The following is a 26,661-nucleotide window of genomic DNA, read 5'->3' as shown; positions in this document are numbered from 1 at the left end:
GGCGAGGTGACGGGCGAAGGCTGCTGGGTTGCGGTGCCAGCCTGCGACGGCTCGACCTCTCTGCATGCGCCTCACCATCAGCACTTCAGCCACCCATGACCGCGGTGCTCAGTGCCGCCGCCGACAGCACTGCCCACTGTCTCGCTCTCATGTCCACCGGAGCGCTCCGGCCCGTGCGCGAGGCGCGCTCGCGCGACTGATCCCCCACGCGGGGGAGCGGCGTCGTCGCTGCGGGTGATCCGCCGCCGTGACGTCGGCGGCAGGGTCGAGGCATGAACACCTCGCAGACCTCCCCTCCGGTTTTTGGTGACCGCCGCACGGTCGTCGTCGGATCGCGCGGCGGCAGCGCTCCACCGGTGCCGCACCCGCGCCGTGGGCGATGGATCGCCCCGACCGCGACGCTGTGGTGGGCGCTCGGTGCCGCCGTCGCGCTCGCGGTCACGCTCACCGGGCGCGCCCTGCCCGTGGGCGACGGCGACCCGTCGGGTTTCGGCATGTGGCACTCCGTCCCCGCGGCCGACCTCACGCCGTGGCTCGCGGTCGTCGCTGTCGTGGGCGCGGCGCTCGCGGTGTGGACGTGGCGCGGGGGCCAGGGGTCCCGGGTCGCGCCGATCGTGCGCACGACGACGGTCGCCGGAGTGGTCGTCGTCCTGGCCGCGGCCGTGACGTTCGTCGACGCGACGGTGCTCGCCCGCCTCGGCTACCTTCCCGTGCTGACGATCATGGCGCCGTTCGACGCCGACCTGCGTGCCGCGTTCTCCGAGCTCGTCACCCCGGGGAGCGTCCTGCAGCTCGCGGTCCTGGTCGGGGGTACGTCGCTCGCGGCGTCGACCTGGCGGTTCGTCCGCCGGACCGCCGGAGCGTGCGAGTCGTGCGGCCGCCGTCTCGACGGACAGGACCCGGCGTGGACCACGCCGGCTGCCGCCGCCCGCTGGGGCCGGACCGCCGCGCTCGTCGCCGCGGCGGTCCCCGCGTTCTACGCCCTGACCCGCATCGCCTGGGTGCTCGGGATCCCGCTCGGCTTCGCGCCCGACGACGTCGCCGACCTCGCCGGCGACGACGGCTGGATCGCCGCGCTCGGCCTGGGCGGGTTCGCGCTCGTCGGCGCCGTGCTCACGCTCGGGCTGTTCCAGCGCTGGGGCGAGGTCTTCCCGCGCTGGATGCTCGGGCTCGCCGGGCGCCGCGTGCCCGTCCTGCTCGCGGTGATCCCCGCGACCGTCGTCGCCGTCGCGGTGCTCCCGGCGGGGCTGTCGCTCATCGCGGTCGGGCTGGAGTCGGGGGAGCTCGCCCTCACCGCCGACCGGTGGGGCGCCATCGGCCCGATGATCCTGTGGCCGCTGTGGTCCGTCGCGCTCGGCGCGGCGACCTACGCGTACTGGCTGCGGCGTCGGGGCGCGTGCGGGGCGTGCGGCCGTTCGTAGGTCCGGCGTGCCGGGGTCGGGTCGGGGGTGGTCGGGTCGGGTCGGGGGTCCGGTGGGGCTGGGCGGGTCTACCATCCGCGGCTCGTTCCTCGCCGCTCCCGCCAGACCCGCCACGACCCGCCCCGCCCCACCGGACCCCCGACCCTCGTTTCCCCGTCGCACCTCTCGCGTCTGGCGGCCGAGGGCTACCGGGGCTCGACGGGGCCGTCCTCGCCGGCGACGAGGTCGCCGCAGCTGGTCTGCTGGGCGGTCGTGACGACGGGGTCGTCGGGTACCGCGCCGTCGGCGACGGTGTCCGTGGGGCCGTTGGTGGCGGTGCGGGCGCCCGTGTCGAGGTCGACGACGGTGCGGGTCACGGTGAAGGACGTGCCGTCGTCGGACACGGCGTTCAGCCCGGCGAGGTGCAGCGTGCCCTCGGCCTCGGTGCAGCCGACGCCGGTGCCGAAGCCCGCGAAGCCCTTGTCGAAGGTGTACGGCTCGCCCTCGGCGTTCTGCGTCGGGGTCAGTGCGCAGCCCGCGGCCGAGAGAAGCAGGACCTCGCGGCCCGTGTCGACGAGCGCGATCGGGGCGGTGCCGTCGCCCGCGGCGACGACGTTCACGACGGCGCTGGCCGGGACCGGGCTCGCGGACTCGACCGGCACGGAGTACGTCGCGCCCGACGCGGTGGTGATGCCGAACGCCCGGCCCGCGCCCCCGGTGAGCCACGCGTCGTCCGGGCGGCCGTCCCCGTCGACGTCCACGATCTCGTGCGTGCTCGCGTCGGCGGGCGGGCCGTCGTCGGTCGCCGGGCAGCCCTCCGCGACGGGTGCCGACACGTCGTCCGTGGGCGAGGCGCTGCCGGTCGGTGCCGGGCTCGTGGTCGCGTCCGACGGCGGCGGGGTCGCGGCCGCCGGCTCACCCCCTGCGGGACGGTTGGTCAGCCAGACGACCACCAGCACCACGAGGAACGCCGCGACCGTCAGGACGATCCACGGCCACGTCCGGCGGTGCTCGGCCTGGCCGGGTGCAGGGACGGGGTCGTCGGGCGTCGTCATGACGCCAGGCAACCATCGACGGGCGGCACGAGCATCCCGGCCCGCAGGTCAGCGGCGCAGGACCTTGGCCAGGGAGCGGGTGAGGGCGTCGCCGTCGGGGCCGTGCGCCGTCGGGACGCCGCTCTCGGCCGGGTCCGGCCCGCTGCCCGGCCCGGGCAGGGGCGACCCGTGCGCGAGGACCTGCTGCGCGGGCGTGAGCTCGCGGATCGCGACGGCGGTGACGTGGTCGGGGTGGAGCCGCGCGGCCCGCGCGTAGATGTCGGGGTCGTGCTGACCGTCGTCGCCCACGAGGAGCCAGTCGACGTCGGGCAGGTCGCGGAACAGGCGGTCGAGCGAGGTGTTCTTGTGCTCCTGGCCGCTGCGGAACCAACCCGTGTTCGTCGGGCCCCAGTCGGTGAGCAGCAGGGGACCGGGCGGGAACCCGTGCCGCTGCAGGAACCGGCGCAGGTTCGCCGCCGTGTTCCACGCACCCGTCGACACGTAGACGAACGGGGTCCCGGGTCGTCCCGCGGCGATTCCCCGGTACATCGCGGCCATGCCCGGGACGGGCACGCGCGCGCTGGAGTGCCGCACGAACGTGTTCCAGGCGGCGATGAGGGGGCGGGGGACCGCGGTCACCATCGCGGTGTCGTCGATGTCCGAGACGACGCCGAGCCGGCGACCGTCCGCGACCACGACCACGCGCCCCTTCGCCTCGGCGCCCGTCGAGGTCCGGAACGTCACGGTGTGCCACCCGGGAGCCAGCTCGACGTCGACGATCGCGTCGAGATACCCGCTGCGGTCCGACACCAGGTCGACGACCGCGTCGCCGACGTGCACGCGCACCTCCTCGCGCGGGGCGGGCGCGGTGAAGAAGTAGCGCCAGCCGCGCCGGTCGGCCGCGTGCTGCTCGTGGGCCGCCGGGTCGAACGCGGGGCTCGCGAGCAGCACGCGCCCGAGGATGCGTACGCGCCGCGGGCTGCCGTAGCCCGCGAACGGCTCGACGCGCGGGCGCCAGCCGCGCGCCCTCTGGAACCGGGCGACGACGGCGCGCCACCGGTCCTCGATCCGGGCCGCACGGTGGGGTCGCTGGCTCGGGGTCGCGTGGGTCGTGACGGTCGGCACGGGATCGGTCTGTGGCATGGTTCGCGGCATGTCCTCGGTCGGGGATGGCGAGGTCAACCCTGTCACAGGCTCCCGTCGCGTGCGGGCTCTGCGCCCCGCGCCTAGCGTGACCGGGTGACCGACGACGAGACGCCCGCTGCCGCCCGAGACCTGCCGTCGCGACCGGTGCCCCCCGGGGTGAGCGAGGCGACCGTCGACGCCCTCGGCGCGCTGAGCGAGGCCCTCGAGACCACCGAGCGGGCGCGCGGCCACCTCTACACGTTCCACCAGCTCACCGGCGAGGCGGACCTCGCGCTGGGCGAGGCGGTCGAGAAGCTGCGCGCGGCGGGGCACGCGGAGGTCTCGGACCGGATCGCCACGGACCTCGTGGGGCGCAACGTCGTTCCCGGTCGCTGGACGTTCCAGCTCGTCGAGGAGTACGACGACGGCTACTGGTCCGTCTTCCGCGACCACGAGCGCCGGGCGCGCGACGAGCTCGCGCACGGTGTGCGGCACCTCTTCGAGGCGCGCATGAAGCAGGAGCGCCGCACGCCCGGCCGTCCGGGCCACGAAGCAGGCCCGGAGGACGTCGGCTGACGGCAGCGGGCTCCCGGTCGTCGGCCTGCCTACGGACTGCCCCGTGCATCCGGGAGCATCCGACCTGCTTTGCTTCCGAGCTGGCGCGGACCTACGTTCGTCGCCATGGCTCACGACGAACTGGTTCCGGTACCCGGTTGCACGCTCAGATACGCCCGACGCGAGGATGCTGCCGAACTGCTCGTGCTTCAGCGCTGTTGCTGGGTCACCGAGGCGATCCTGAACGACACGCTCGCGATCCCGGCGCTGCACGAAGACCTTCAGGCGGTCCAGGCCTGGGTCGAGAGCCAGCATGTCTGGACGGTCCGCAAAGGCCCGAGACTCGTGGCGGCGATCCGCGCACACCAGGAGGGCCACAGTTGGCAGATCGGGCGCCTCATGGTCGCGCCCGATCTCCAAGGTCTGGGTCTGGGGCGTTGGCTGCTCGCGCACGCGGAGTCCCAGGCGCCGGACTCCGTGCACCGGTTCGACCTCTTTACCGGTGGCCGCAGCGAACGCAACGTCAAGATGTACAGGGCAGCCGGATACGAGCTGACCGAGCCACCGAGCGGGCAGCTCGGCCAGCACATCGGCGGCGCCGTCTACCTGTCCAAGCACCGGGTCGCAGCATCGCGCGCGTGATCTGGAGGCCCTCTCGCTCTCCGACCCGGAGGTCCAGCAGGGCAGCGGAGTCACCGCGTCGTTCCGGCCGATGAGTTCCGGCTCGACCGTCGGTCCCCACAGGACCGACGAGAGGACGACACGATGACCGGCACGAGCACCGACCACCCCGCGGCGACGGACCCGGAGGGGACGCTGATCCCCGGCTACAGCTCACCGGGCGCGAGCCCGGTGCCCTGGGAGACGGTCCGGCGGACGCTCGAGCGCGCCCAGATCTCCTGGATCTCGACCGTGCGGCCCGACGGCCGACCGCACGTCACACCCCTCATGACGGTCGTCGCGGACGGCTGCCTGCACGTCACGACCGGCCCCGAGGAGCGCAAGGCCCGCAACCTCGCCGAGAACGCGCGCGTGGTGCTCACGACCGGCACGAACGCGTACTCCGACGCGCTCGACGTCGTCGTGGAGGGGACGGCCGTGCGCGTCACCGAGGACTCCGCGCTGCACCGGCTCGCCGAGCGGTGGCGCTGCAAGTACGGCGACGAGTGGTCGTTCACGGTCGGCGACGGCACGTTCGTCAACGCCGGGGACCCGTCGCTCGTCTTCGCCGTGCGGCCGGAGGTCGTGTTCGCCTACGAGCGCACGGCCGAGCACGCCGCGATGCGGTGGCGGTTCGGGCCCGGCGAGGAGTCCGCCCTGCGTGCACCGGACGCACCGCAGCCCGCCTCGTGAGGCGGGCTGCGGCGTCGTGCAGGTGCCCGGGCGGGCACGGAGGGTCTCGCGGCGCTACTTCCGGATGATGGTGAAGGTCGAGGTCGGGTTCTCGATGTCCTTGAAGTTGCCCGAGAACGTGAGGTTGGTGAACGTCGCCGAGCCGACGGCCGGGCCCTGACCCGTCTCCGGGTTCGGGTTTGCCCAGATGCCGAAGCCGGACTTGGCGTCGTACCTGTCGCCGCTCTTCGTCGCCCCCGTGATGGTGACGTTGTTGAAGGTCGGGTTCTGGATCGTGTTGACCGGCTGGTTCCCGATGTACTGGGTCTGGAACATGATCCCGGAGTACGTCGGGTCGATGACGTCGAGGTTCCTCACGTCGATGTTCGCGAACGTCTTCGACGCCGAGAACAGCCAGACCGCGCCGAACACCTGGTCACCCCAGAAGTGCCCGCCGGACCGGACCACCGTGATGCCGTCGAAGACGGTCGGCGCCGGGCCGAAGCCCTCCATCGCGATCCCGAAGTCGAGCGAGCTGATCGTCAGGCCCGAGTACACGAGCGCGTCCGCGATGTAGATGTTGCGGAACGTGTTGTCCTGCCCGCCGTAGACCGCGAGGCCCGCGGCGCGCCAGGTGTTGGTGGACGTGAGGTTCTCGAACACGTTGCCGCGCTGGCCGCTGCCGCCGTTGTCGGTCGCCGCGAAGAGCGCGAACGAGTCGTCACCGGTGCCGCGCGCCTGGTTGTTGTGCACGTGGTTGTTCGAGCTGCCGTTGGTCATGTTGATCGCGTCGGCGAACGTGTTGCGGATGCGCGAGTTCTTGACCTCGGAGTCGTCCATGTTCGACGCCCAGAACATGCAGATCATGTGCTCGACCCAGATGTTGTCGATCGTCATGTCCTTGACGTTCGTGAAGTCGAACACCTTGCCGGGGCCGTCGATGCGCGACGTGTAGTTGCCGAAGTAGGCGAAGTCGCGGAAGGTCGAGCCGTTCGCGCTCGCCTCGCCGCGGAAGCCGATGTCGGTGTTCTCCTGGCTCTGCGGCGCGAAGAACCGCGTGAACCACGGGCCGGCGCCGACGACCTCGACGGCCTTGCCGTAGACCTGGAACTTGTTCGAGGTCTGGTAGTCGCCCGCGGGCAGGTAGACGCCCTGGAGCGTCCCGGTCGAGTCCATGCGGACGCGGTCGAGCGCGGCCTGGACGTCCTGCTGCGTGAAGCCCGCGGGCTGCGTGTACTGCGCCGGGTTGGGGTTGGCCTTCGGCGTCGCCAGCTCGAGGTCGACGAAGTCGATCGCGTACTGCGACGTGTTCTGTGCCGTCTTCTGGAGGCGGATCTTCGCGCCGGCGGGGACGGTCGTGCCGAGCAGCACGCTCGCCTCGTCGTAGATGTGGCGCGGGCCGCCGGCGCCGGGCTGGTTGCCCGGGCTGGTCTCGTTGCCGTAGAGCCACGCGTAGCGCGAGGTGAGGTCGATGTTCTTGAGGAACTGCCCGTCGACGTAGATCGCGAGCGTCGCGTTCGTGCCGCCGCCGCCCGTCGAGTCGGGGATGGAGAACCGGGTCACGAGGGTGTTCGTCGGGGCCTTGGTCGTCCACTCGACGAACGCGCCCGTGCTGTTCAGCGTGACGGCCTTGCGGCCCGACGCCTCGCCCGCGAGGTCGCCGACCACGCGGTTGGGGGCGAGCACCGTCGCGCCCCCGCCGACGACGCCGTCCTCGGCCTCGTACGTGTCGAACGGCAGGTTGGCGCCGCGGCCCACGAACAGCGGCCGGGTCGCCGTGTTGTTGGCCTGCTTGGCGGCGACCTCCGTGGAGTCCGCGGCGGCGACGACGGTGACGTCGTAGTTGCCGTTCGCGGCGGTCCACGTGCCGAGGTTCACGCTCGCGCTGCTCGCGCCCGCGGCGATCGCGCCGCTCACGGAGCCGGTCAGCGTGCGCACGACGGCGCCCGTCGTCTTGTTCGTCACGGTGACGGTCAGGCCCTTCGCAGCCGCCGACGTCGCGACGTTGCCCTGGTTGGCGAGCGTCGCGGAGAACGTCACGGTGTTGCCCGCGGCCGGCGTGCTCGGCGACCACGTGAGGGTCGGCACGAGGTCGGAGCTGGGGACGGCCGTGACGACGAGCGGGGTCGGGTTGGCGTAGGAGTTGTTGCCCTCGTTCTGCTCCGCGACGGTGCCGGCCGCGTCCGCCGCGGCGCCGATCGTGTAGCTCGCGGCGGGGCGTGCGCCGATGTCCGCGGTGACGGTCGCCTGCGCCCCGGCGGCGAGGCCGCCCACGGCCTTCGTCGCGACGGTCTGGCCGTTGACGGTGAACGCGATGTCCGTCGCGGCGGAGGCCTGCGTGCCGATGTTCTTCACGACGGCGGAGAGCGTGACCGCCTGCGACTCGAGCGGCGAGGCCGGGGTCGCGGTGACGCTCGTGACGACGAAATCGGGGTTGGGGGCTGCGGTCCCGAAGACCTGGAGCTCGGCGACCTGCCCGTTGCCCGAGCCCGTGTTGCCCGTGAACCGGAGCCGCACGTCCTTCGCGGTGCCGGTGACCGGGATCGTCACCGTGTTGCCGGTGCTCGGGGCGAACTGATAGCCCGCCGACGGCTTGAGGGTCTGCCACGCGCCGGTCGGCGTCGCGCGGCCCTGGACCTCGAACGTCTGCGTCCGCGGACCCCAGGCCGCAGCCGGCGGGACCTTGACGACGACCTGCGACACCTGGGTCGCGGAGTCGAGGCTCACCGTGAGCGTGCTCGGGTACTGGCCGCCCGCGCCCTCCCAGTACGTCGACGTGCTGTCGTCGTTCGCGTTCTTCGCGACGAACTGCCACTCGGTGGAGGATCCCTCGATCGGCTTGTTCAACGCGAGGTTGGAGCCCGTCGGGGGCGGGGGGTCGGTCGGGTCGGTCGGGTCGGTGGTGCCCGCCGTGCCGCGCACCTCCAGCTCGGAGAGCTGCGCGGCGGACCAGCCGGTGTTCGCCGTGACGTTGACGCGGACGTACCGGGCGGACGTGTCCGGGACGTCGACCGTGACGGTGTTGCCCGACGCCGGGTTGAACGTGTACGCCTGGCTCCCCTTGAGCGGCGCGAAGGTCGAGCCGTCCGTGCTCGACTGGACGCTCAACGTCTGGTCCCGGGTCTCCCACCCGGTGGGGAGCTTGAGCACGAGGTCCTCCACCGTCGCCGCGGCGCCGAGGTCGACCTGGGCCCACTGGGGGAAGCTGTTGTTCGTCGACTCCCAGTAGGTGCCGGGGTTGCCGTCGGTGAGGTTGCCCGACAGGTACGGGGAGTTGTTGCTGCTCGCGGCGGTGGACTTGCCCGCCGACAGCACCGTGGGTGCTGCGGTGGCCGTCGTCGTGGGCCCGAGCGGGACGATCAGGGCCGCGGCCGTCGCCGTCGTGGCGAGGGCGCGGAGGCGGCGCCGCGGTGGCGCCCCCGGGGCAGTGCGGTGCGACGTGCTGGGTCGACTTCTCATGGGGGTGTCCTCGATCTCCGTCGTCGTCGACGGGGGTTGGGTCAGTACCTTCGAGAATTGCGCTACACCCGTGCCGCACCGCACAGGTGAGTGTTGATTTCTTGCATCAACACGCAAGAACGCTACTTCTGCCGGTACGGACCGTCAAGGCATCTCGCAAGGACGCGCGACCACGGGTCTACCTCGCGCGACCACGGTTCTACCTCGGCGAACGAGGGTCTCGCTCGGCGGGGTCAGTGGCGCGGGTCGCGGATGGCGGCGGTGAAGAGCTGCCAGCCGGTGTCGGTGTGGGAGATCGAGAACACGTACGGACGGTCGACCTGGAACGACAGGGCGACGACCTGCGCGTCGGACGACATCGCCTGGGCACCGATCTCGGTCACCGCCGCGGCGACGGTGCCCTCGGCGTCGACCTGGAGGAGCGCCTGCTGCTTCGCCTGCGAGACGAACAGGTCCTCCGCGCTGATGCCGCTGAGGTCCGGGGGGTTGACCCGGTCCAGGAGTCCGCCGAGCCCGGCGTCGACCAGTGCGGGCTTCAGGTCCGTCGGCTCGTCTGCGGGGACGTCGAGCGTCGGCATCGTCAGCGCGATCTCCTGGTGCGGCGCCTCGTCCAGCGCCTCCCGCAGCGCGGCCAGACGCTCGGCGGTGATCTCCGCGGGGTCGGACCCGGGGGGGCGGGAGCACGACGTCGGCGTGGAACCCCTCGACGTACGGGAGCCGGACGGCGCTCCAGCCTCCGTCGTGGGCGAACGCCCACCGCGCGGTGAGGTGCAGCGACTCGACGTCGACCTCCTCACCGTCGGGCAGCGCGAACGGGGCCGGCGTGGTCTTGCCCTCGTCGAACGGCGCCTCCCAGCGCGCGGCGAAGAGCACGGCGTTCTGCAGCACGAGCCGCAGGTCGTCGTGGGGCTCGATCGCGCTCTTCGGGATCAACCCTCCGGTGTGGAACCGGACCCAGTCGCTCAGGGGCTCGATGCCCGACGACGTCCCGAGGTCCGTGTGCAGCACCCCGGCGTCGTAGCCGGTCGCCAGCGAGGCGAGGTAGCTGTCGTGGATCCGCGTCTGGTCGTCGAGGACGACCTGGTTCGCGACGTGCGCGAGCGGCTTCTTCGGCAGCTCGTCCTCCTGCACGACGGCCGGGTCGCCGTCGTACGTCTCGAGCGCCGCCAGGAGCGCGTTGACGGCGTCCGTCCGCTCGGTTCCCGAAGCGCCGAGCGCGTCGTCCAGCGACGCGGCCGTCTCGCCGCGCGCACCCTCCGCGAGCATGGAGAGCGCGACGACGGCGCTCGCCGGAGACACGACGACGTTCCCGGCGCGCGGGGCGGCCTCGAGCATCGTGACTCCCAGCCGCTCGGTCGCGTCGACGACGTCGGGCGTCGCGTCCGCGTCGGCGACGGTCACGACGTGCCGGCTCACGTCCGCGCGGGCGAGCGGGAGGTCCGGTCCGTCCGGGACACCCGTCGCGCAGGCCGCCGCGGTCGCGACGAGCACAAGGGTCGCCGCCGTCGCCGTGATCCTCGCGGTGACCCGCGCCGCGACCCTCGCCGCCCGCTCTCCCGTGCGGCGGGCAGCCGTCCCGTGCGTCGTCGTCCGTACCGTCATGATGCGCTCCGTCCGGTGGTCGGTGGCGAGGTCCAGGGTCCGGTCAGTGGCGGGGGTCGCGGATCGCGGCGGTGAACAGCGGCCAGTCGGTGTCCGTGTGGGAGACCGTGAACAGGTACGGCCGGTCGACGCGCAGCTCGACGACGTCCGGCGGGACCGGGGCCGCCGACTCGGCGAGCGCGAGCTCGGTGACGGCCGCGGCGACGGTGCCCTCCTCGTCGACCGTCAGGACCGCCTGCTGCCACGCCTGCGTCAGCGACAGCTCGTCGTCGCTGATCCCGCTGAAGTCGGAGAGCAGGAGCCCGGCCGCGTCGAAGGCGGGCAGCAGGTCGAGGGGGTCCTCGGCGTCGACGTCGAGGGTCGGCAGCGTGAGGTCGACGGCGCGCGGTGCTGCGGAGTCGAGCTCGCCGCGCAGCGCGGCGCTCTGGTCGGGCGTGATCGAGGCGGGGTCGACGCCGTCGGGCGGGAGGACGACGTCGGCGTGGAACCCCTCGGTGTAGGGCAGCCGCACCGCGGTCCAGCCGTCGATCTCGACAAACGCCCGCTCGTGCGTCTGCTGCATCACCTCGGCCTCGATCGCCGTCCCGTCCGCCAGCTCGAACGGCCGCGGCCGCGTCGCGTGCTCCTCGAACGGCGCGTCCCAGCGCGCCGCGAGCAGGACGGCGTTCTGGAGCGCGACGCGGGAGAGCGGGTCGGGCTGGATCGCGGACTTCTCGATCAGCCCGCCCGTGTGGTGCCGGACCCACCGGTGCAGCGGCTCGAGACCGGCGTCGGTGCCGAGATCGGTCTCGAGCACGCCCGCGCCGTAGCCGGTCGCGAGCGCCTCGAGGTACGCGTCGTGGACCTGCGCCTGGTCGTCGAGGACGACCTGGTTCGCGACATGGACGAGCGGTCGCGTGGGGAGGTCGTCCTCCTGCACGGCGGCCGGGTCGCCGTCGTACGACTCGAGGGCGGCGAGCAGGGCGTTCACCGCGTCCGTGCGCTCGGACCCGGACGCGCCGAGCGCGGCGTCGAGCGACGCGGCCGTCTCACCGCGCGCACCCTCGGCAAGCATCGAGAGCGCGACGACGGCGCTCGCCGGCGACACGACGACGTTCCCCTCTCGCGACGCCGAGCCGAGGATGGTCAGCCCGAGCCGGTCCGTCGCCTCGACGACGCCGGCCACCCCGGGCGCATCGGCGACCGTCACGACGTGCCGCTCCGTGCCCGTCGCGACCGTGGCCTCGGGAGGCGCGCCCGACGGCGTCGCGCACGCACCCAGGGTGATCGCGAGCCCGAGCACGGCGACGCCCGCGGACGCCGTGCGCAGGACCGTGCTCGAACCGCGTCGTCTCCCCATGCCCCGTCTGTGTCACGTCGCGCCGGATGCTTGCGGGACGTCAGCCCCGGGCGTCGTAGAGCGCCGTGAGGGTGTTGCGCACCGCGAGCTGGTCGATCCGGCCGCTCAGCTCGACCGTCACCGCCCCCGCCGGGACCGCGGTCCGCCGGGTGGCGAACGCCTGGTACGCGTTCCTGCCGGGCAGGACGCCGAGGAACGACTTCGTGCCGTAGTCCGTCGTGATCTTCACGTCCACCGGCACGGCCTCGGTGTTCTCGACCCGGACGGCCACCACGACCTTGTCAGCGATCGTGCGTGTCTCCGCCGTGACGACCGCCTCGGGGCGCTCACGCTCGGTCGCCCGGCCATAGGGCGTGAGCTCGGCCGCCCCAGCGAACTGGAGGCCGTTCTGCGAGCTCAGGGCAACCAGCTTCACGTAGCGGCCGGCGGTCTCGGCGAAGTCGACGCGCGCGAGCGCCGTGCCGGCCGGGAACGACCCCGTCGCGACAGGGCTGCCCCACGTGGCGTTGTCCTGCGAGACGTAGACCTCGTAGCCCTTGATCTGCCCGTTGGTCCCGCCGGACTGCCGGGGCAGGTAGCCGAGGCCGTCGAGCCGGTGCTCGGACCCGAGGTCCAGGGCGATCCAGTGCGGGTAGCCCGGAACCGGCTGGGTGGCCCACTTCGTGTGCCAGTTCGACAGCGGTCGGCCGTCGATCACGTTGACGGCGGAGTCGCCGGCGGGTTCCTCGCTGCTGAACCCGGCGATCGACAGGAGCGAGCGGGGGACCGTCCCCTCCGCGATCACCGCGACCGTCGCCTGTCGGGTCGCCGTGCCGTGCGCTCCGGCGGGGGAGTAGGTCGACCGTGCGACGAGCGCGTACTCACCGGGCTCCGCCCCCACGGGCGGCTCGACGGTCCAGTTCGTCGTACGGGTCTCGCCGTCCGCAAGGTTGCGGAACGTCGTCTCGGTCGTAGCCATGACCTGCCAGCCGAGGGGCGCCTCGAGCGTTGCCGTCACCTCGTCGAGCGTGCCGCCGGACTGGTTGGTGACGCTCGTCGTGATGGTCGAGCCCTGTGCGGCGAGAAGCTCGGACGCCGCCGACGGGAAGCCGACGAGGACCGGGAGCGGCGTGAGCTGCGCGGCATCGGTCCTCACCTCGAACACGCGCTCCGCGTCGCGGTTGATCCAGGTCGCCGTCATCGTCGCGGGCTCGACCGTCGAGTCGAGCTCGAGGCGCAGGAACACGTGCGGCTCGACCGCGCTGTGGACGAGGGCGGGGTTCGGCACGTTGAGGCTCGGGATGACCGAGCTGTGCATCGGGCTGACGATGAACTGCCACAGGTCGTACCCCACGCGGGGACCGTAGTTCAGCGCGCGCGAGACGTGGATGTCGCCGCCGAGTAGGAAGACCCCGGGGATGCGGTGCTCCTGCACGAGGTCGAAGATCGCGTCGCGCTCGTAGGAGTACGTGCCCCAGTCGTCGGCCTCGCCGTTCTGCTTGTCGTCCCAGATCATCCCGCTCGCGAGGAGCTTGAACGGCGCGGTGCTCGCGAGGAGCCTCTCCTGCAGCCACTCCCACTGCACCCGGCCGATGCCCGTTCTCTTCGTCGCGTCGGCCCAGCTCTGCTCGGTCCGGCTGAACCACCGCGGGTCGAGCAGGAACACCTCGAGCGGGCCGCGGCGGAAGGAGGTGTAGATGCCCTCGCCGTCGACCGTGCGCTCCCGCAGCGTCTCGCCCGCGGCGGTGTGCCCGAACGTCGCGTTCGCGCGGTAGTCGACGAACGCCGTGCGGTTGTTGCGCTTGCCCGGCAGGTCGCCGTGCACGTCGTTGCCGCCGAAGTCGTGGTCGTCCCACGTGCCCCAGACCGGCATCGACCGCGTGACCTCACGCACCTGCGGGACCTGGAGGAACGCGCGGTGCTTGTCGCGCGCGGTCTGCAGGTTCGTGCTGTCGATGTACGGCGTGTCGCCCAGGAAGACGAAGGCCTCGCACCCCTCGGCCCGGATCGTGTCCCAGATGTGGTTCTGCTCGGTCCACACGCACGACCCCAGGCCCACGACCAGCTTCGTCGGGGCGTCGTCGGGCGGCGCCGTCGTGAACGACCCCGAGATGTCGAGCCCCGGGATCTGGTCGCCGTCGGGGGCCACCGCGTACGAGTAGGTGGTCGCGGCCGTCAGCCCGGCGATGTCGAAGAGCACGGTCGAGTCGTTGTCGGGCGAGAGGGCGGCGCCGACGCTCTGGCGGGGCCCGCCCTCGGTCCAGTACTCGAGCGTCCACGACTCGCGGTCGTGCAGGTCGCTGCCCGGACGGACGAGCACGCGCGAGTGGGTCGTCCCGGTGTCGCCCACGAGCGGTCCGGCGACGGCCTGCATCGTCGGGGTCACCACCGGCGCCGTCCCGGCGATGACCATCCGCACGTAGGCGGCGAAGGCCGTGAAGAACATCTCGCTGTCCGCGACGGCCTCGGTCGGCTGGATCGTCTGACCGGCGGCGTTGTAGATCTTGTCGATCGTGAGGCTCGACAGGACGAAGCGCCCGCGCCCGTGCGCGCCCTCGAGCAGGGCCGGGGGGCGCCCACCCGCGCTGCACGCGAGCAGCACCCGCATCTGACGCCAGTCGAGCAGCGACTCCCAGCTCACGCGGATCTGCGTCGACCGGCCGGTGAACACCTTGCCGTCGACCACGCGCAGGTGCGTCACCAGCGGGTGGTCGGCGACGACCGGGAAGATCGAGTCGTAGTCTGCGTCGTTGCGGCTCGCCGACATCGGCGCGGGCAGGTACGACGCCGTCGAGTGGAACTGGTCGGACTGCGCCATGTCGAGCACCACGCCGCCCGCCGCCACGAACTCCTGCAGCGACGTCGCCTGGTCGGTGATGTACCGCCCGTACGTCGGGGCGTTGTTCGTGAACGTGCCGAACGCGATGACGTCGACGCCCTGCTCGGTGGCGGGCTTCGCGGGGTCGAGCGCGACGACGGTCACCCCGGCCTTGGTCAGCAGCTCGCGCAGACCGGTCGCGCTCGTCCACTGGTCGCGGTGCTCGAGCACCGCCGCGCGCAGCGGTACGTCGTCGGCCGCGGCGGCCGGTGCGGCGCTCTGCGCGAGCAGGGCTGCGGCGGCGGCCGTCGCAGCCCCGCCGAGGAAGGTCCGCCGGCTCGTGCCGGCGGGGGTGGAACTGCCCTGTTCGGGCGCGCGCTTCTTCACGGGACATCTCTCCGTCACCAGGGGGATCCAGCGGACTGGGCGTGCGCCGACGCGCACGGTCCCGATCCGACCGGCCCCGGGTGTCCGACAGTCGATCCTCAGGTGAACGGAGAGGGGCACTCGGACGGCGACCGCGCCCACTTGTCCGGGCAAGCTCCACGCCTCCGGCCACGCGACACGGCCGGACGTGCGGGTCGCTGCGAACTGTCAGTCGACCGCCGGCCCGAACCTCTCCGTCTTCACGCGCGCCGGGTCGTGCCCGAGGGAGACGAGGTGGCGCGCGACCGCCTCGACGAACCCTGTCGGCCCGCACACGAAGCACGCGGGCTCGATCTTTGGCGGCCACCCCCACGCGGCGAGGTCGCGCCGTTCGAGGCGGCCCGGTCCGCGCGTCGATCCCAGAGGGCTCGAGCGGGTGTGGACGACCTGGACGTCGAGCCCGTCCCCGGCCTTCGCGAGCCGGTCGAGGTCGTCGACGTAGAGCCGGTCCTCGGGGCGCCGCACCGAGTACACGAGCCGGAACGGCGTCCGATCGCCGGCGCCCCGCCGGGTCCGGAGCATCGCCATGAGCGGCACGAGGCCAGACCCGCCGGCCGCGAGCACGACGGGTGTCCCGGCGTCGTGCTCGGGCGACCACACGAACCAGCCGCCGATCGGTCCGCGCAGCTCGATCGCCTCCCCGACCGCGAAGACGTCGGTGAGATACGTGGAGACCTCCCCACCGGGCACGCGCTGCACGGTGACCTCGACGCGCGCCGGGGCGCCGCCGTCGTGCCCGACGGCGGTGCTCGCCAGGGCGGGCGACCCGCCCGGACGCGGGGCGTCGTCGGGCAGGGTGGCGCGCGTCGCGGCGCTGCCGATCGAGTAGCTGCGCTCGGCGGTGTAGCCGTCGGGCGCGGTGAGCCGCAGGTCGACGTGCTGGCCCGCGAGGTGCCCGGGCCAGCCGGGGACCTCGAGCACGAGCGTGCGCGCCGACGGGCTCTCGTCCCACGCGTCGACGAGCCGGGCCACCTGCCACTTCGACGGGGTCGCGTACCGCGCCCCGAGGCGGACAGCCGCCTCAGTCACCCTGGTACCTCTGCTCCCGCCACGGGTCGCCGAGGTCGTGGTAGCCGAGCCGCTCCCAGAACCCCTGCCGGTCCATGGGCATGAGCGTGATGCTGTTGACCCACTTCGCCGACTTCCAGAAGTACAGGTGCGGCACGAGCAGCCGCGCCGGGCCGCCGTGCACGGGGTGCAGGGGAGCGCCGTCGAACGTGTGCGCGATCCACGCCTTGCCGCCGAGCAGGTCGGCGACGGGCAGGTTCGTCGTGTACCCGCCGTACGAGCCGACCATCGCGAAGTCCGCGGTCGACTCGACCTCGGCGAGGAGGGTGTCGAGCGAGACGCCGCGCCACGTCGTGCCGAACTTCGACCAGCGGGTGACGCAGTGGATGTCGACGGTCGGCTCCTCCTGCGGGAGCCGGAGGAGGTCGGACCATGACCACGACCGGGTCTCGCCCGCCTCGGTCGTGACGTCGAGGCGCCACGTGCTCGTGTCGACGCGCGGCGTGGGGCCCGCCGAGAGCACCGGGAACCCGCTCTCGACGTACTGGCCCGGCGGGAGCGCGACGCCCTGCGGGCGCGGCCGGCCCTGGAAGCCCGGGGTGAGGGTGCTCATGGCACACGGTAGGCGCAGTGCCCTGAGCGTCGCCTCCCGTACGGGGACGACGCCGGCCCGCGGCCAGCTGCACGTACGCGCCCAGGTCGAGGCTCAGCACTCGATGACGTTGACCGCCAGGCCACCCGTCGAGGTCTCCTTGTACTTCGTCGACATGTCGACGCCCGTCTGACGCATCGTCTCGATGACGGTGTCGAGCGACACGACGTGCGAGCCGTCGCCCTGCAGCGCGAGGCGCGCGGCGGACACGGCCGTGCACGCGGCGATGGCGTTGCGCTCGATGCACGGCACCTGGACGAGCCCGCCCACGGGGTCGCACGTGAGCCCGAGGTTGTGCTCCATCGCGATCTCCGCGGCGTTCTCGACCTGGGCCGGCGTGCCGCCGAGCACGGCGCAGATCGCGCCCGCGGCCATGGAGCACGCGGACCCGACCTCGCCCTGGCAGCCCGCCTCCGCGCCGGAGATGGACGCGTTGCGCTTGTACAGCGCACCGATCGCGGCCGCCGTGAGCAGGTAGGCCCGCATCGCCCGACGGCGGCGCCCCGGGTCGGCCGCGACGTCCGGGTGGGTGCGCAGGAAATGCCGGCCCACGGCCGGGATGATGCCCGCCGCCCCGTTCGTGGGGGCCGTCACGACGCGACGGCCGTCGGCGTTCTCCTCGTTGACGGCCATGGCGAACGCCTGGAGCCACTCGATGGTCGTGTCCGCGCCGCGCTCGTCGGCCTGCTCGAGCTTCTCGCGCTGGGCGCGGGCCCGACGGCGCACCCCGAGCCGGCCGGGCAGCACGCCCTCGCGTGCCAGACCGGCGTCGACGCACGCGCTCATCGTGTCCCAGATGCGGTCGACGCCCGCCCCGACCTCCTCGGCGGTCCGGAGCGCGGTCTCGTTGGCCCACGCGACGGCGGCGACCGTCGTGCGCTCGCGCTCGCACACGGCGAGCAGCTCCGCGGCGTTGGCGAAGGGGAACGGGACGCCGTCGGGCTCGGTTTCCGGGTCGATCGCCGCCCCCGCGAGCTCGGCCCCGAGCTGCGCGGCCTCGTTCGCGGCGGCTTGCTCGAGCTCGTCGGCGGTGAGGACGAAGCCGCCGCCCACGGAGTAGTACGCCTCCTCGGCGAGCACCGCCCCCTTCGCGTCGAGCGCGGTGAAGCGCATCCCGTTCGGGTGGCCCGGCATGCGCGTGAGCGGCGCGAGCCGGACGTGCTCGGTCGTCATCGTGACGCGGTGCCGTCCGAGCAGCGCGACCGGGGCGCCGTCGCCGAGCTTCTCCCATGCGCCCGGCACCCGGTCGGGGTCGCACGTCTCCGGGTCGAGCCCCAGCAGTCCCGCGACGACGGCGTCCGGCGTCCCGTGCCCGACCCCCGTCGCGCCGAGCGATCCGCACAGCACCGCTCGGACGCCGGCGACCCGCTCCAGGTCACCCGACTCGGCCAGGCCGGTGGCGAAGGCCTTCGCCGCCCGCATCGGCCCGACCGTGTGCGAGCTCGACGGGCCGATGCCGACCGAGAACAGGTCGAGGACGGACACGTAGGCGCTCATGGATCCATGGTCGCACCGCGTCTCACGATGCGAGCACGACCGGTGCGGGCCGCTGCCTCAGCCGCGCAGCACGACCGGGCACGTCGCGAGGTGGTCGTCGACCAGGCCGCACGCCTGCATCGCCGCGTACGCGGTGGTGGGGCCGACGAACCGGAAGCCCTCCTTCTTGAGCGCCTTCGAGAGCGCCAGCGACTCGGGGGAGAACCCGGGGACGTCGTCCCACGTCGCCACGCGGCCGGTGCGGGGCGGTGGGGCGAACGACCAGAAGAGCTCGTCGAGCGTGCGCCCTTGCTCGTGCAGCGCGAGGACCGCCCGCGCGTTGTCGATCGTCGCCTCGATCTTCTGCCGGTTGCGGATGATGCGGGCGTCGCCGAGGAGGCGCGCGACGTCGTCCTCCCCGAACGCCGCGACGGCCGCGGGGTCGAACCCCGCGAAGACCTCGCGGAAGGCGGGGCGCTTGCGCAGCACCGTGATCCACGACAGCCCCGCCTGGAAGCCCTCGAGCGCGATCCGCTCGAACAGGGCCGTGTCCCCGTGGACGGGGACCGCCCACTCCGTGTCGTGGTACGCCTCGTAGAGCGGATCCCCGTCGCCGAAGCAGCGGGCGCCCGGCTGCGGGCGCTGGGGTGCGTCGTCAGGGACGGCGAGGGGGGTCGTCCCCGACGTGCTGGTCGTCTCGGTCGTCATGCGTCCACTGTGCCGCCTCCCGCCGACACGCGTCGCCCTGCGGCGCCGGCCTGTGGGCGGCGCCATGACGAACGGGCCTGTGGACGGGCGCGAGAGCGTCTCTTCCCCCCGTTTCGCGCGTGGTCGCGCGAGGTGGACCAGGGTTCTACCTCGACTGATCAGGGTCTATCTCGGCGGGCCGCGGTGCGCTTGGTGATGAAGGACTCGATGCCGTCGAGGACGATGTCGAGGCCGAGGTCGACGTCGCTCTCCCAGGCGTCCGGCGGGGTCGCCGAGGGTTGCCAGGTCGCGAGGGCGCTCGTGAGCGCGGGGTACGTCGCGGGGTCGACGAACCGGGAGAGCACGAGCTCGTAGTCGGCGTACGGGTTCGCGGCGGCGAGCGCGTGCTCGTCGAGCTCGTCCTCGGGCGTGTCCTCCGGGAGCCCCTGGGCGCGGCGGACGGTCTCGGCGGCGGCGCGTCGCGTCTCCACCTGGACGCGGCCCTCGCCGAGGACGTACTGGGCGAGGAGGCCCACGACCTGCAGCGTCTCGTCCACGGTGAGACCGACCGGGGCGAGGATCTCGAAGGCGCGGTCGATCCAGCGCAGCCGGTTCGGGCCGACCTGGGCTGTGGTCACCGGGAGGTCGAGGAACCACGGGCGCGCAAGGATGCCGTCGATCTGCGCGCGCGTCCAGGCCTCGAGCCCGGTGCGCCAGTCGTCCCCGTCGACGCTCGGCATCTCCAGCACGTCGGACGCGGCGTCGGACATGAGCACGAGCAGCTCGTCCTTGCTCTCCACGTAGCGGTAGAGCGCCATCGAGGAGTAGCCGAGCGATTCCGCCACCCGCGCCATGGAGACCGCGGGCAGGCCCTCGGCGTCGGCGAGGTCGATGGCGGCGCGCACGATCTGCTCCACGCTCAGGGCGGGCTTCGGGCCGCGGCGGGGTGGCGCGGCGTGGCCCCACAGGCGACGCAGCGTGGGTGAGACGACGTCGTCGCCGGCGATCGGCTGGGCCCCTGGTCGCTGCGCGTCGTCGGTCTCGCTCATCCCGTCATCCTCCCGCGGCCTTGACCGTCCACCAAAACAGTGTCTACCGTAAGCAGAACAGTAGACGTCATAAACAGTTTGTGCCGTACATGAAAGACCGAACCGAAGGAGACCGCGTGCCCACCTCCGACGTGCTCGTCCGCGCCGAGGGGCTGCGCAAGAGCTACGGCTCGCCGCGCCGGCCCGTCTGCGTGCTCGACGGTGTCGACCTCGCCCTCCACCGAGGCGAGGTCCTCGCCCTGCTCGGCCCCAACGGCGCCGGGAAGACCACGACCGTCCGCATCCTCGCCACGCTGCTGGTCCCCGACGGCGGCACCGCGACGGTCGCGGGCCACGACGTCGTGCGCGACGCCGCGCGCGTGCGCGGGCTCATCAGCCTCACCGGCCAGTACGCCGCCGTCGACGAGAAGCAGAGCGGCCGCGAGAACCTCACGATGATGGGCCGACTCGCGCACCTGCCCCGGCGCGCGGCGCGCGCTCGCGTCGACGACCTGCTCGACGCGTTCGACCTCGCGGACGCGGCCGACCGCCGCGTCGGCACCTACTCCGGAGGCATGCGGCGCCGGCTCGACCTCGCGGCCGGGCTGCTCACGCGGCCCCAGGTGATGTTCCTGGACGAGCCCACCACGGGGCTGGACCCGCGCAGCCGCCAGACGATGTGGGAGGTCATCCGCGGCGTCGTCGCCGACGGCACGAGCCTGTTCCTCACGACGCAGTACCTCGAGGAGGCCGACCAGCTCGCCGACCGCGTCGCGCTGATCGACGACGGCCGCGTCGTCGCCGAGGGGTCGCCGTCGGACCTCAAGCGCCGGGTCGGTGAGGCGAGCATCGAGCTGACGTTCGCCTCGGCTGCTGATGCCGCGGCGGTCGGGGCGGCGGTCGGGTCCGCGGGCGGGGTGTCGGTCGGGTCCGCGGGCGAGGGGGCGGGGGTGCTCGGGCTGGCCGCGCCGTCGCCTCGGTCGTCCGGCCGTCAGTCAGCGAGCGCGGCCTCTACGCCCTTCGCATCCTCCGCCCCCTCGCCCGCTCAGGTGCCCGTCTCGCCTGGCGCGGAGGGTCGCCCGGGCGACTCCGGCTCACCTGCCGGCCCCGGACCCGACGGCACCACCTTGCGGGTGCCGACGGACGGGTCGGTCGCGCACGTGCGGGACGTGCTCGCCGCGGTCGCTGCCAGGGGCGTCGAGCCGGTGCGGTGGGAGGTGCGCGAGCCGACGCTCGACGACGTGTTCCTCACCTTGACGGGGCACGCCGCGCGGACGCGTGATCGCGACGCGACGGACCGGACCAGCCACGGCGACCACGAGGAGGCCGCAGCATGACCGCCCAGACCGTTGCTGCGCCGTCGGGCACGGCGGCGCGGCTTCCCGCCCCGACGCCCCGACCCGGACGGCACGTGCTGATGGACGCGGGCACGATGGTCGCGCGCTCGCTGCGGCTCGTGCGGCGCGAGCCGGACGAGCTGATCCTCGGGTTCGTGCTGCCGGTGGTGCTCATGATCCTGTTCGTGTACGTGTTCGGCGGGGCGATGGACGTCGGTACCGCCTACGTCACGTACGCGACGCCGGGGATCATCCTGCTGTGCGCGGGGTACGGCGCGTCGAACACGGCGATCGCCGTCGAGCAGGACATGTCCGGCGGGATCATGGACCGCTTCCGGTCGATGCCGATCGCGAGCTGGACGGTGCTCGTCGGGCACGTGGTGGCGAGCGTGCTGAAGAACCTCGTCACGACGGCGGTCGTGCTCGGCGTGGCGTTCGTCATCGGGTTCCGGCCCGACGCGAACGTGCTCGAGTGGTTCGGCGCGGTCGGGGTGGTGGCGCTGTACGTGCTGGCGATCACGAGCGTCGCGGCGTTCGTGGGCGTGCTCGTGCGCTCGGCCGCCGCGGCCGGCGGGTTCGCCTTCTTCATGCTGTTCCTGCCGTACGTGTCGAGCGCGTTCGTGCCGCCCGAGACCATGCCGGAATGGCTGCGCGGGTTCGCCGAGCACCAGCCGGTGACGCCCGTCATCGAGACGATCCGCGGCCTGCTCGTCGGGACGGACTCGACCGGCGCGCCCGTCACGGACCTCGGCCCGACGGCGGCGCTCGCCCTCGCGTGGTGCGTCGGCATCGTGCTGGTGTTCCTCGGCGCCGCGGCGTTCGTGTTCGCGCGCCGGCGGCGGCAGTGAACCTCGTGACGGCCGGCGGTGGGTCCGCTGCCGATCGACCTCCCGGAAGGAGCGACAGGATGATCACCATCGAGCGGGGCGACGTGCTCGGCGAGGCCTACCGACGACGGATCACCGAGGTTCTCGTGCAGGGCTTCGCCGAGGACTTCGCGTACTTCTCCAAGGATCCGCGCGTCCTCGCCGACGCGTTCGAGCACATGCTCGTCCTCGAGCGCTTCTCCGTGGCGCTCGCGGACGGTGAGCCGGCCGCCGTCGCCTCGCTCACCGAGGGGTCGCAGGAGTGCTTCGCGCCCGTGAAGGGCCCCTTCCGGGAGGCGCTCGGCCGTGTGCACGGTGCGATCAGCTACCGGATCGTCCGCAGCCAGTTCCTCGGAGCGTACGACGGCGCCCGGGAGGGTCTCGCGGAGGTCGGGTTCGTCACCACCACGCCGGAGCAGCAGGGCAAGGGCGTGGCGACCGCGCTGATGCGTCATCTCATGGACCTGCCGTACGACGAGCTCGTGCTGCGCGACATCAAGGACACGAACGCGCCGGCGCTCGGGCTCTACCGCAAGCTCGGGTTCACGGAGTCCCACCGCCGCCCCGTGCGGTTCGCCGGGCGGGCGGGCTTCTCCGCGTACGTATCCATGAGCCGCACCCGCGCCGCTGCGTCCCGGGCGGACCAGGGTTCTACCTCGGCGCCGGGGCGAGGCGCGGTCTGAGCGGTGGATCAGAGGTGGTCGACGCTCGAGCCGCGCACGACGAGCGTCGGGGCGAGGACCTCGTGCACGTCGTCGCGCCGTCCGCCGGCGCGCTCGCGCAGCAGCTCGACCGCGCGCCGTCCCATGACGTCGCGCTGCTGCTGGACGCTCGTGAGCCGTGGGCGGGCCCGGGTCGCGAGGGCGGTGTCGTCGTAGCCGACGACCGCGAGATCCTGCGGCACGCGCAGCCCCAGGTCGTGCGTGCGGTCGAGGACGTCGAACGCCTCGACGTCGTTGCGCGCGAAGACGGCGTCGCACCCGGCGTCCAGCAGCGGCCCGAGGTCGGGCACGGCGCCGTCGTGCTCGACGACGCGCACGTGCGCGCCGAGCCCGTGCTCGCGCATCGCCGTCTCGTATCCGGCCCGGCGCGCGAGCCCCGCGGGGCGTCGTGACCCGGTGACGTGCGCGATCCTCGTCCGGCCCGTCGCGACGAGGTGGTCGACGACGAGCGCCGCACCGCGCTCGTCGTCGTTGTTGACGGTGTCGACGCCGGCCACGGGGGCGGCCGGGCGGCCCACCATGACGACGGGCGCCCGGTGCGTCGCGGCGGTCAGCACCTCCGGCTCCACCCACGAGGAGACGACGACGAGCCCGTCGACCGCGAGGTCGAGGAGCCGCTGGACCTGCCCGGCGAGTCGACCGCGGTCCCGGGAGCCGTGCGCGAGCAGGACGGACAGCCCGTCTGCCTCGGCGGCGGCCTCGACCGACGCGACGATCTCCGTGTGGTACGGGTTGTCGAGGCTGGAGATGACGACCCCGAGCAACGTGCTGCGCCCCTGCTTGAGAGCACGGGCAAGCGTGTTGGACCGGTAGCCGAGGGCGTCGGCCGACCGCGCGATCCGCTCGCGCGTCCGGTCGCTCACCCCGGCGTCCCCGCGCAGGGCGAGGGAGGCGAGCGACTTCGAGACGCCCGCGTGCGCGGCGACGTCGAGCAGCGTGGGCCGGCGAGCGGCGCCGGGGACGGTCACGGGTCCATCCTCGCCCGGCGCGGGTCGCGGCTCCTCCCGGACGGGCGCCGGAGGCGACGTCGGCGCAGCACGTGCTGCCGGGCGAGCTGGGTGACGACCGTCCCCGCCAGCGCGATGCCGAACGCGGGCGCCGTCCCGAGCTCGTCGACCAGCAGCGCGACGAGGAGGCAGAAGACGGCGAACCCGAGGAGCCCGGCGAGGAGGCCGCGGAGCAGGCGCACCGTCTCGGCCGAGCCGTGCTGCGCCAGCGTGAACGCGGCGACGACGCTCGACGCGATGGGGAACGGGGCGAGCACCCCGGTCATGCCGGGGCCCAGGGTGCCCGACAGCCCGGTGACGATCACGACGAGCGCGGCCGTCGCCACCGCGCGGCCGGGCAGGTCCCACCAGGGCCACGCCACCGACGGTCGAGCGCCCGGCGGCAGGGCGTCGGGCGGCAGGGCGTCGGGCGGCAGCGCCCGGGACGCACCCCACAGCGCCACGAGCACGACCGCGAAGCCCCACCAGGGCGGCACGCTCAGCGGCGCGAGGACGACGTCTGCCGCGAGACAGGCCACCCAGGCGGCGGCGAGCGAGGCGACCCAGCCGGTCCGGCGCGAGCACCAGGCGAGCACCACGGCGAACAGGGCGAGCGAGACGAGGCCGAGCAGCGAGGACGACGCCGCGGCGGCCCCGAAGCGGGTGCCGTGCTCCAGGGTCGTGATGAGCAGGATCGGTCCCGCCACGATCGGCAGCGCCACCAGGACGCCCGTCAGCCCGGCCCCCCACCGGCGCCCGGCCATCGAGGAGGCCACGACGAGGGCAGGAGCCAGCACGAGCTTGAGGAGCAGCGTCACGCCGACACCCTAGTTGCGGACCCCGCCGTCAGGTCGTGGGGCGGTCGCGTCCGTCGGGACACCGACCGGCCGCGAGCTCGCGGCGTCTGGAACGTTCCAGAAACTTCGTGCGGCGTTCACCCGGGCGCCACCACCCGGACGACGGCGGTTGGGGAGCCTTCCCTAGCGTCACCGACGTGACACTCACCTCCACCTCGACTGCACCCGGCTCCCAGGCCGAGTCCCGGGTGGCCGCGGCGCCCGCACCGGGGCTGACCACGCGGCCGACCGCGCTCCTCCTCGACTTCGGCGGCGTCGTCTTCGCGACCCGCAAGCGGCCCGACGGCATGGCCACGATGGCGGCGCACGTGGCGGACGTCCTGGCCCGCGGTGGGCAGCACCTCACCGCGGAGGAGCTGCTGCCCGTCCTGGAGGGAGGCAACGTCGCGCTCAAGCACTGGAAGCACGCCCAGTCCCGGCGTCTCGAGCCCACGGAGCTCGACCACCGCACCATCTGGCGCGAGTTCTACGGGAGCCCGCTGCCCGAGCCGGCGCGCGAGATCCTCGCCGGGAGCGCGGGCACGCTGCAGCAGCGGCTCACCGCCACGCTCGCGGACCACGAGGTGCGGCCCGGCGTGGTCGAGCTGCTCGACCTCGCGGAAGACCTCGGCGTCCCCGTCGGCATCGTGTCCAACGCGCACTCCGGCAGAGCGCACCGGGCCCTGCTGGCGCAGCACGGCCTCGAGGACCGGTTCGCCGTGCAGGTGTACTCCGACGAGGTCGGGATCCGCAAGCCGCACCCCGGGATCGTCGAGCTCGCCGCGCGTGCGCTCGGGACGACGGCGGCACGGTGCTGGTACGTCGGCGACACCCAGGACCGCGACGTCGTCGCCGGTCGTCGCGCCGGGGTGGCCGCCGTCGTCGTCACGCGACACACGCACACGGACAACCCGCCGTTCCCCGTCCGCGAGACGGCCGACGTCGTGCTCGACACGCCCGCAGGCCTGGTCCCGCTGCTCCGCGACGCGCGCCTCGCGTCGGGTGTCGCGGTGCCAGGGCACGCCCCGCTCCCGCCGCCGAATCCGGGGTTATCGGCGGATCGGGCCGTTGAAGGGCCGGTAGCCCCGGGTTCGGCACGTGAGGAGGGGCTTCCTTCCGCGATCCTGCTCGATCATGGCGGCGTCATCGCGGTCTCGACGCCCGACGAGGCGGTCCGACGGCGCTTCGCCGAGCACCTCGCGCTGCGGCTGACCCGGGCCGGGTACGCCGTGTCGACCGACGACGCCGCGCAGGCCCTGACCGAGGCTCGCGCCCGGCACCGGGCCTGGAAGCACGCGCACGAGACCGCCGGGCGCTCGGTCGGGTCGACGGTGCCGGAGATCGACGCCGCGACGTTCTGGGTCGACCTCGTCGGGCCGTGCCTCGACGGCGTCGTCGCCGTGCGGGCCGGCGCCGCACCCGCCGGCGAGCCCACCGACGAGCCCGACGGCGTCCGTCAGGCCGGGCTGCGCGACTGGCTGCGCGCCGAGTGCCACGAGCTCATGGTCCGGTACGCGCGGAGCAAGTCCGTGCCGACCGTGCGCCCGGGCGTCCGCGAGCTGCTCGAGCGCGCCCGTGACGCGGGCGTGCCGGTGGCGGTCGTGTCCAACACGGTGTGCGGGCGCGCGGTGCGCGAGGAGCTCGTGGAGGAAGGCCTCGACGAGCTCCTCGGTGCGCACGTCTACTCGGACGAGCTGGGCGTGCGCAAGCCCGACCCGACGACCGCCCGGACGGCGCTCGTGGCCCTCGACGCCGACCCCGCCCGGGCGTGGTTCGTCGGAGACAAGCCGGGCCGCGACGTGCCGGCCGCGCGCGGAGCCGGCGTCGGCACGGTCGTGCTCGTCCGTGGCGGCTCCACCCCCGACGACGCGCTCGACGCGCTCGACGGGCTCGGCGCCCCCGACGTCGTCGGCTCTCCCGCGCCGGACCACGTCGTCGACGGCATCCATGAGGTCCTCGCGCTCGTCCTGCCCTGATTCACGACCCGCTCCACA

21 protein-coding genes and 1 pseudogene are annotated in these 26,661 nt (G+C 73.4%); 8 read left to right on the top strand and 14 right to left on the bottom strand.

The annotated features are described in order from the left end of the window. Positions 1 to 272: 272 nt before the first annotated feature. Entirely contained in the window at positions 273 to 1,421 is a 1,149-nt protein-coding gene (locus AC4H2H_RS00855; protein WP_494368920.1) for a hypothetical protein, read from the top strand. A gap of 185 nt (positions 1,422 to 1,606) precedes the next feature. Here the strand turns inward: AC4H2H_RS00855 and AC4H2H_RS00850 are convergent, their stop codons facing one another. Together AC4H2H_RS00850 and AC4H2H_RS00845 are read right to left on the bottom strand one after the other, a co-directional pair. After that, positions 1,607 to 2,455, bottom strand: coding sequence for a hypothetical protein (locus tag AC4H2H_RS00850; RefSeq protein WP_494368919.1), 849 nt, complete (start codon positions 2,453 to 2,455; stop codon positions 1,607 to 1,609). A gap of 48 nt (positions 2,456 to 2,503) precedes the next feature. Next, entirely contained in the window at positions 2,504 to 3,577 is a 1,074-nt protein-coding gene (locus AC4H2H_RS00845) for an App1 family protein phosphatidate phosphatase (RefSeq protein ID WP_494368918.1), read from the bottom strand. 96 nt (positions 3,578 to 3,673) lie between these two features. Here AC4H2H_RS00845 and AC4H2H_RS00840 point away from each other — a divergent pair, with 96 nt between their 5' ends. The 3 genes from AC4H2H_RS00840 (at position 3,674) to AC4H2H_RS00830 (ending at position 5,467) form a co-directional block, all read left to right on the top strand. Then, entirely contained in the window at positions 3,674 to 4,135 is a 462-nt protein-coding gene (locus tag AC4H2H_RS00840) for a hypothetical protein (RefSeq protein ID WP_494368917.1), read from the top strand. Between the two features lie 105 nt (positions 4,136 to 4,240). Then, the gene (locus tag AC4H2H_RS00835; RefSeq protein WP_494368916.1) at positions 4,241 to 4,756 is read left to right on the top strand and encodes a GNAT family N-acetyltransferase; all 516 of its coding nucleotides are present in this window, start codon (positions 4,241 to 4,243) and stop codon (positions 4,754 to 4,756) included. A gap of 123 nt (positions 4,757 to 4,879) precedes the next feature. Beyond that, complete coding sequence (locus tag AC4H2H_RS00830) at positions 4,880 to 5,467, top strand: pyridoxamine 5'-phosphate oxidase family protein (RefSeq protein ID WP_494368915.1); 588 nt, start codon at positions 4,880 to 4,882, stop codon at positions 5,465 to 5,467. A gap of 54 nt (positions 5,468 to 5,521) precedes the next feature. On the opposite strand, the gene AC4H2H_RS00825 is transcribed toward AC4H2H_RS00830, so the two are convergent. From AC4H2H_RS00825 to AC4H2H_RS00780, 10 genes and pseudogenes are all read right to left on the bottom strand, one after another. Then, a complete protein-coding gene (locus AC4H2H_RS00825; RefSeq protein ID WP_494368914.1) occupies positions 5,522 to 8,905 on the bottom strand; it encodes a discoidin domain-containing protein in 3,384 nt (1,127 codons plus the stop codon). A gap of 233 nt (positions 8,906 to 9,138) precedes the next feature. Continuing rightward, a complete protein-coding gene (locus tag AC4H2H_RS00820; RefSeq protein ID WP_494368913.1) occupies positions 9,139 to 9,702 on the bottom strand; it encodes a serpin family protein in 564 nt (187 codons plus the stop codon). Continuing rightward, positions 9,641 to 10,240, bottom strand: a pseudogene (locus tag AC4H2H_RS00815) (serpin family protein); the annotation flags it as partial. The pseudogene AC4H2H_RS00815 and the gene AC4H2H_RS00820, both read right to left, overlap by 62 nt. Before the next feature lie 310 nt (positions 10,241 to 10,550). Beyond that, entirely contained in the window at positions 10,551 to 11,846 is a 1,296-nt protein-coding gene (locus AC4H2H_RS00810) for a serpin family protein (protein WP_494368912.1), read from the bottom strand. Between the two features lie 40 nt (positions 11,847 to 11,886). Continuing rightward, a complete protein-coding gene (locus tag AC4H2H_RS00805; RefSeq protein WP_494368911.1) occupies positions 11,887 to 15,048 on the bottom strand; it encodes an alkaline phosphatase D family protein in 3,162 nt (1,053 codons plus the stop codon). A gap of 189 nt (positions 15,049 to 15,237) precedes the next feature. Beyond that, complete coding sequence (locus tag AC4H2H_RS00800; RefSeq protein WP_494368910.1) at positions 15,238 to 16,098, bottom strand: ferredoxin reductase; 861 nt, start codon at positions 16,096 to 16,098, stop codon at positions 15,238 to 15,240. Beyond that, entirely contained in the window at positions 16,091 to 16,690 is a 600-nt protein-coding gene (locus tag AC4H2H_RS00795; RefSeq protein ID WP_494368909.1) for a sulfite oxidase-like oxidoreductase, read from the bottom strand. Before AC4H2H_RS00795 ends, AC4H2H_RS00800 begins: the two co-directional genes overlap by 8 nt. Positions 16,691 to 16,783: 93 nt before the next feature. Then, the gene (locus AC4H2H_RS00790; protein WP_494368908.1) at positions 16,784 to 18,226 is read right to left on the bottom strand and encodes an L-serine ammonia-lyase; all 1,443 of its coding nucleotides are present in this window, start codon (positions 18,224 to 18,226) and stop codon (positions 16,784 to 16,786) included. A 57-nt stretch (positions 18,227 to 18,283) separates the two neighbouring features. Beyond that, positions 18,284 to 18,913 carry a DNA-3-methyladenine glycosylase I gene (locus AC4H2H_RS00785; protein ID WP_494368907.1) on the bottom strand — a complete coding sequence of 210 codons (630 nt, stop codon included), beginning with the start codon at positions 18,911 to 18,913 and terminating at the stop codon, positions 18,284 to 18,286. A 158-nt stretch (positions 18,914 to 19,071) separates the two neighbouring features. Beyond that, a complete protein-coding gene (locus tag AC4H2H_RS00780; RefSeq protein WP_494368906.1) occupies positions 19,072 to 19,941 on the bottom strand; it encodes a TetR/AcrR family transcriptional regulator in 870 nt (289 codons plus the stop codon). A 116-nt stretch (positions 19,942 to 20,057) separates the two neighbouring features. On the opposite strand from AC4H2H_RS00780, the gene AC4H2H_RS00775 reads away from it, so the two are divergent. From AC4H2H_RS00775 to AC4H2H_RS00765, 3 genes are read left to right on the top strand one after another with little or no spacing between them, the layout of a single operon-like run. Next, complete coding sequence (locus AC4H2H_RS00775; RefSeq protein WP_494368905.1) at positions 20,058 to 21,257, top strand: ATP-binding cassette domain-containing protein; 1,200 nt, start codon at positions 20,058 to 20,060, stop codon at positions 21,255 to 21,257. Continuing rightward, positions 21,254 to 22,105, top strand: a complete 852-nt coding sequence (locus tag AC4H2H_RS00770) for an ABC transporter permease (protein WP_494368904.1) — start codon at positions 21,254 to 21,256, stop codon at positions 22,103 to 22,105. Before AC4H2H_RS00775 ends, AC4H2H_RS00770 begins: the two co-directional genes overlap by 4 nt. Positions 22,106 to 22,164: 59 nt before the next feature. Next, complete coding sequence (locus tag AC4H2H_RS00765; protein WP_494368903.1) at positions 22,165 to 22,806, top strand: GNAT family N-acetyltransferase; 642 nt, start codon at positions 22,165 to 22,167, stop codon at positions 22,804 to 22,806. A gap of 8 nt (positions 22,807 to 22,814) precedes the next feature. On the opposite strand, the gene AC4H2H_RS00760 is transcribed toward AC4H2H_RS00765, so the two are convergent. Further along, positions 22,815 to 23,813, bottom strand: a complete 999-nt coding sequence (locus AC4H2H_RS00760; RefSeq protein ID WP_494368902.1) for a LacI family DNA-binding transcriptional regulator — start codon at positions 23,811 to 23,813, stop codon at positions 22,815 to 22,817. After that, positions 23,810 to 24,649 carry a hypothetical protein gene (locus AC4H2H_RS00755; protein WP_494368901.1) on the bottom strand — a complete coding sequence of 280 codons (840 nt, stop codon included), beginning with the start codon at positions 24,647 to 24,649 and terminating at the stop codon, positions 23,810 to 23,812. The genes AC4H2H_RS00760 and AC4H2H_RS00755 overlap by 4 nt, the downstream gene beginning before the upstream one ends. A gap of 176 nt (positions 24,650 to 24,825) precedes the next feature. Here AC4H2H_RS00755 and AC4H2H_RS00750 point away from each other — a divergent pair, with 176 nt between their 5' ends. Beyond that, complete coding sequence (locus AC4H2H_RS00750; RefSeq protein WP_494368900.1) at positions 24,826 to 26,643, top strand: HAD family hydrolase; 1,818 nt, start codon at positions 24,826 to 24,828, stop codon at positions 26,641 to 26,643. Positions 26,644 to 26,661: the final 18 nt, after the last annotated feature.

This window comes from Cellulosimicrobium sp. BMG9.22 (assembly GCF_059159975.1).
Note: the sequence above shows the minus strand (reverse complement) of the source record. Positions and strands in the feature narration are given on the sequence as shown.